Here is a 4,129-nt window from a genome sequence, read left to right on the forward strand (position 1 = left end):
GCGGTGACCGACGCCGAGGGCGCGATCTGGGTGCACGCCGACGGCGCCACGCACCGGCTGGTCCCGCTGAGCCGCCGCGCGGCCATGGAGCGCCGGCTCGCCGCCCTCGGCCGCGACGAAGCGGCCGCCGCTCCCGAGCTGCGGTCGCCGATGCCCGGCGCGGTCGTCGCCGTGCATGTCGCACCGGGGGCGCACGTCGCCGCGGGCGACCGCATCGTGACGATCGAGGCCATGAAGATGGAGCACCCCGTCATCGCACCCCACGGCGGGATGGTCCGCGTCGACGTCGCAGTGGGCGCACAAGTGCGCCGCGATCAGATCCTCGCCCATGTCGTCGCCGACACGACCCCTGTCGGCACTGGCCACGACGACCCGCCGACCCTGGCCGGCGCCTTACCCTCCTGACCCCCTGAGGAGCACTCCATGGATCAGTACACCCTCACCGACGACGAGCGCGAGCTCGCAGCCCTGGTGCGCGAGTTCGCCGACGAAGTCGTCGCGCCCCGGTCGTACGAGGCCGATCGCACCAAGACCCTGCCGCTCGACGTCGTCGCGCAGATGGGGGAGCTGGGGCTGTTCGGCCTGCCGTTCCCCGAGGAGTTCGGCGGACAGGGCGGCGACTACTTCGCGCTGTGCCTGGCCATCGAGGCGCTCGGCCGGGTCGACCAGTCGCTCGCCATCACCCTCGAGGCGGGCGTCAGCCTCGGCGCCATGCCGGTGTTCCGCTTCGGCACCGACGAGCAGAAGCAGCGGCTGCTCCCAGACCTGCTCGCCGGCACGGCTCTCGCCGGATTCGGTCTGACCGAGCCGGAGGCGGGATCGGATGCCGGAGCCACCCGCACGACCGCGCGCCTGGACGGCGGCGAATGGGTGATCAACGGTTCGAAGCAGTTCATCACCAACTCCGGCACCGCCATCACGCGGTTCGTCACGGTCACCGCCGTGACCGGCGAGACGGATGGCCGCAAGGAGATCTCGACGATCATCGTCCCCAACGGCACGCCCGGCTTCACCGTGGAGGCGCCGTACGACAAGGTCGGCTGGCACGCCTCCGACACGCACCCGCTGACCTTCCAGGACGCGCGGGTGCCGGAGGCGAACCTCCTCGGCGAGCGCGGACGGGGTTTCGCGAGCTTTCTGCACATCCTCGACGAAGGCCGCATCGCCATCGCCGCGCTGTCCACGGGTGCCGCAGAGGGATGCCTCGAAGCAGCCGTCGACTACGCCAAGAAGCGGATCGTCTTCGGCGAGCAGCTCTCGACGCGGCAGAGCWTCCAGTTCACGATCGCGCGGATGCAGGTGCGGGTGCACAACGCCCGCCTCGCGTGGCACCACGCGGCCCGGCTGCGCGACGCAGGCAAGCCGTTCAAGACCGAGGCGGCCATCGCGAAGCTGACCGCGAGCGACGCCGCGATGGACAACGCCCGCGACGCCACGCAGGTGTTCGGCGGGAACGGCTTCATGAACGAGTACCCGGTCGCCCGGCACTACCGCGACTCGAAGATCCTCGAGATCGGCGAGGGCACTTCCGAGGTGCAGCTGCTCGTGATCTCGCGGGCACTCGGACTGCACGGGTAGCGTGACGGCCATGGGCGATGACATGCCGGCGGTGGAGATCGTGCAGCGCGGGCTGTACTTCGAGGAGTTCGAGGTCGGCGCCCGCTACCTGCACCGACCGGGGCGCACCGCGACCGAGGCGGACAACGTGCTGTTCTCGTCGCTCACGATGAACGCGCAGGCGCTGCATCTCGACGCGGCCTTCTCTGCGACCCAGCCGTTCGGCCAGCGCCTGATGAACTCGATGTGGACGCTGGCGACGATGGTCGGGGCATCCGTCTCCCAATTGACGCAGGGAACCCTCGTCGCGCAGGTGGGGCTCACCGACATCGCCTTTCCGCATCCGCTGTTCCACGGCGACACGCTCTACTGCGAGACCGAGATCGTCGCGAAGCGCCTGTCCGCCTCTCGTCCGGGACAGGGGCTCGTCACGATGGCCCACACCGGCCGCAATCAGGACGGGGTGGTGGTGGCGACGGCATCCCGCATCGCCCTGATGTGGTGCGCGGATGATCTCGATACAGCGGCTGCGCCGCCACTCGATCCGGATGCCGCAACCAACGGCGAGGCGCCGGCATGAGCACCTTCACCCTCGGTCCGGCGCTGCTGTTCTGTCCCGCCGATCGCCCGGAGCGGTACGCCAAGGCGCTGGAGCGGGCGGACGGGGTCATCCTCGATCTCGAGGACGCTGTGGCTCCCGCGGCCAAGCGCGCCGCACGTGGCGCACTGATCGAGACCGACCTCGATCCCGAGCGCGTGATCGTGCGCGTGAACCCGCTCGACGGGGATCAGATCGCCGCCGACCTCGCGACCCTCTCGCAGACCGACTTTCGGCGCATCATGGTCGCCAAGGCCGAGTCGGCCAAGCGGATCCGCCGCGTGGACTCGCGGTTCGAGGTCATCGCGCTCCTCGAGACGGCGAAAGGCGTCGCGCACGCCGAGCGCATCGCCGAACTCCGTAACGTGACCGCGCTGATGTGGGGCGCGGAGGATCTCGTCGCGGGCCTCGGCGGCACCTCGAGCCGCAAGCCGAGCGGCCGCTACCGCGATGTCGCACGCTTCGCCCGGGCGCGCGTGCTGCTGGCGGCGGGCGCTGCCGGCAAGGCTGCGATCGACACCGTGCATCTCGCCATCGACGATGTGCGGCGCCTGAAGATCGAGGCGACAGATGCCGCGGCCTCCGGCTTCACCGCGACCGCGTGCATCCACCCCAGCCAGGTCGAGGTCGTTCGCGCAGCGTATCGGCCGGACGAGAAGACAGTGGCGTGGGCCCACGCCGTGCTGTCCGCCGCGGTGGGCGAGCGCGGTGTCTTCGCCTACGAGGGCGGGATGGTCGACGAGCCGGTCCTGCGGCACGCCCGTGCCGTGCTCTCCCGCGCGGAGCGCTGAGTCGAGCCCGGGTCAGTCGGCTGCGCCGTCGCGGCGCATGGCGACGATCGCCTCGGCGACCCGCCCGATCAGCTCGTACGGCACCGGCTGCGCGTGCGGGAACACGACGGAGTCCTTCTCGGCCCGATGCGGGGCGATCTCGGCCTCGAGCCCGTGCTCGAGCTGCGGCACGGGGTAGAGCCCGATGTGCTTCTTCCAGCCCGCGAAGTGCAGCGCATACCGGCCGCCGAGCATGACCGCGGCGATGCCGTAGCGGATGCGCTCCTCGGGCTCGACGTCCGACCCCGCGGCGACCGCGGAGACGATGATCTCCCGGATCCGCTGCAGGCGCCCTGCCACCTCGGGCGGAAAGCCCGAGATGTACTCGTCGACCGTCGTGGCAGCCATGTCGGACCTAGGCCGTTGCCTGCGCATACGACAGCAGCTGCAGCCGCTCCCGCTCGTAGCGCATCGTGAAGGCGGCGCCATTGGCGAGTCGCTCGCCGTCCACGGGGAGCTCGCCGGCGGTGGCATGGCGGAGCAGCTCGCGGATCATCGCGCCGTGCGTGACGGCGATCACGGATGCCGCAGCCGGCGCGGTCTCGCGCCGCGCGTCGCGGACGACATCGTGCAGGGCGCGCAGTCCGCGGCGACGCAGGTGCGCCCACGGCTCCGCCCCTGGCACTTCGGCACTCCGCCAATTGCCCCACCGCGCGAGGAACTCCTCGGCGCCGACGCCCTCGGCCTCGCCGTAGGACCGCTCGCGCAGGCCCGGGTACACCTGCGAGACCCGCACGCCGAGCTCGTCCGCGATGATCTCGGCGGTCTCCCGCGCACGGGACAGGTCGCTGGAGACCACGACGATCGGGGAGTCGAAGTCGAGCTGAGCGCGGAGGGCGGTTGCGRCATCCTTCGCCTGACGGCGGCCGGTGTCGTTGAGGGGAACATCCGTCGACCCCTGGATGCGCTGATTGAGGTTCCAGTCGGTCTCGCCGTGGCGGATCAATGTCAGCGCGGTCACTCTTCGAGCCTAGCGGGGGGCGCCTGTGCCTCGGCCGAACGCTCGAGACGCGAGCGTCGCTAACGGGCGGGTCTGTGCGTGTCCGGCAGTGCGTCCGCGAAGGCACGGAGCACCTCGCTGGTACCCGAGTCGATCTTGACTGTCGCCTTTGAATCGGCGCGGGTGGCGCCGCGATTGATGATC

6 protein-coding genes are annotated in these 4,129 nt (G+C 70.8%); 4 read left to right on the plus strand and 2 right to left on the minus strand.

Annotated features, from left to right (window positions below; genetic code table 11):
• The 4 genes from AC1DVT_RS18355 to AC1DVT_RS18370 all read left to right on the plus strand — a co-directional run.
• Nucleotides 1-405: acyl-CoA carboxylase biotin carboxyl carrier protein subunit (locus tag AC1DVT_RS18355; RefSeq protein ID WP_477390612.1), on the plus strand; the 405-nt coding region annotated here is incomplete at its 5' end.
• An 18-nt stretch (nt 406-423) separates the two neighbouring features.
• Nucleotides 424-1,578: an acyl-CoA dehydrogenase family protein gene (locus tag AC1DVT_RS18360; RefSeq protein ID WP_477390614.1), complete on the plus strand. Its 1,155-nt coding sequence runs from the start codon at nt 424-426 to the stop codon at nt 1,576-1,578.
• A 10-nt stretch (nt 1,579-1,588) separates the two neighbouring features.
• Nucleotides 1,589-2,137: a MaoC family dehydratase gene (locus AC1DVT_RS18365; RefSeq protein ID WP_477390616.1), complete on the plus strand. Its 549-nt coding sequence runs from the start codon at nt 1,589-1,591 to the stop codon at nt 2,135-2,137.
• Nucleotides 2,134-2,946: an HpcH/HpaI aldolase/citrate lyase family protein gene (locus tag AC1DVT_RS18370; RefSeq protein WP_477390618.1), complete on the plus strand. Its 813-nt coding sequence runs from the start codon at nt 2,134-2,136 to the stop codon at nt 2,944-2,946. The genes AC1DVT_RS18365 and AC1DVT_RS18370 overlap by 4 nt, the downstream gene beginning before the upstream one ends.
• 12 nt (nt 2,947-2,958) lie before the next feature.
• Here AC1DVT_RS18370 and AC1DVT_RS18375 read toward each other — a convergent pair whose 3' ends face one another.
• Both AC1DVT_RS18375 and AC1DVT_RS18380 read right to left on the minus strand, forming a co-directional pair.
• A complete protein-coding gene (locus AC1DVT_RS18375; RefSeq protein WP_477390620.1) occupies nt 2,959-3,333 on the minus strand; it encodes an iron chaperone in 375 nt (124 codons plus the stop codon).
• Between the two features lie 7 nt (nt 3,334-3,340).
• A complete protein-coding gene (locus AC1DVT_RS18380; RefSeq protein WP_477390622.1) occupies nt 3,341-3,946 on the minus strand; it encodes a histidine phosphatase family protein in 606 nt (201 codons plus the stop codon).
• Nucleotides 3,947-4,129: the final 183 nt, after the last annotated feature.

It is taken from the genome of Microbacterium sp. P2_F9 (assembly GCF_056403635.1).

Bases quoted from the DNA above. Each gene is read 5' to 3' on its own strand.
- AC1DVT_RS18365 (WP_477390616.1), top strand. From the start codon at position 1,589: ATGGGCGATGACATGCCGGCGGTGGAGATCGTGCAGCGCGGGCTGTAC.
- AC1DVT_RS18370 (WP_477390618.1), top strand. From the start codon at position 2,134: ATGAGCACCTTCACCCTCGGTCCGGCGCTGCTGTTCTGTCCCGCCGAT.
- AC1DVT_RS18375 (WP_477390620.1), bottom strand. From the start codon at position 3,333: ATGGCTGCCACGACGGTCGACGAGTACATCTCGGGCTTTCCGCCCGAG.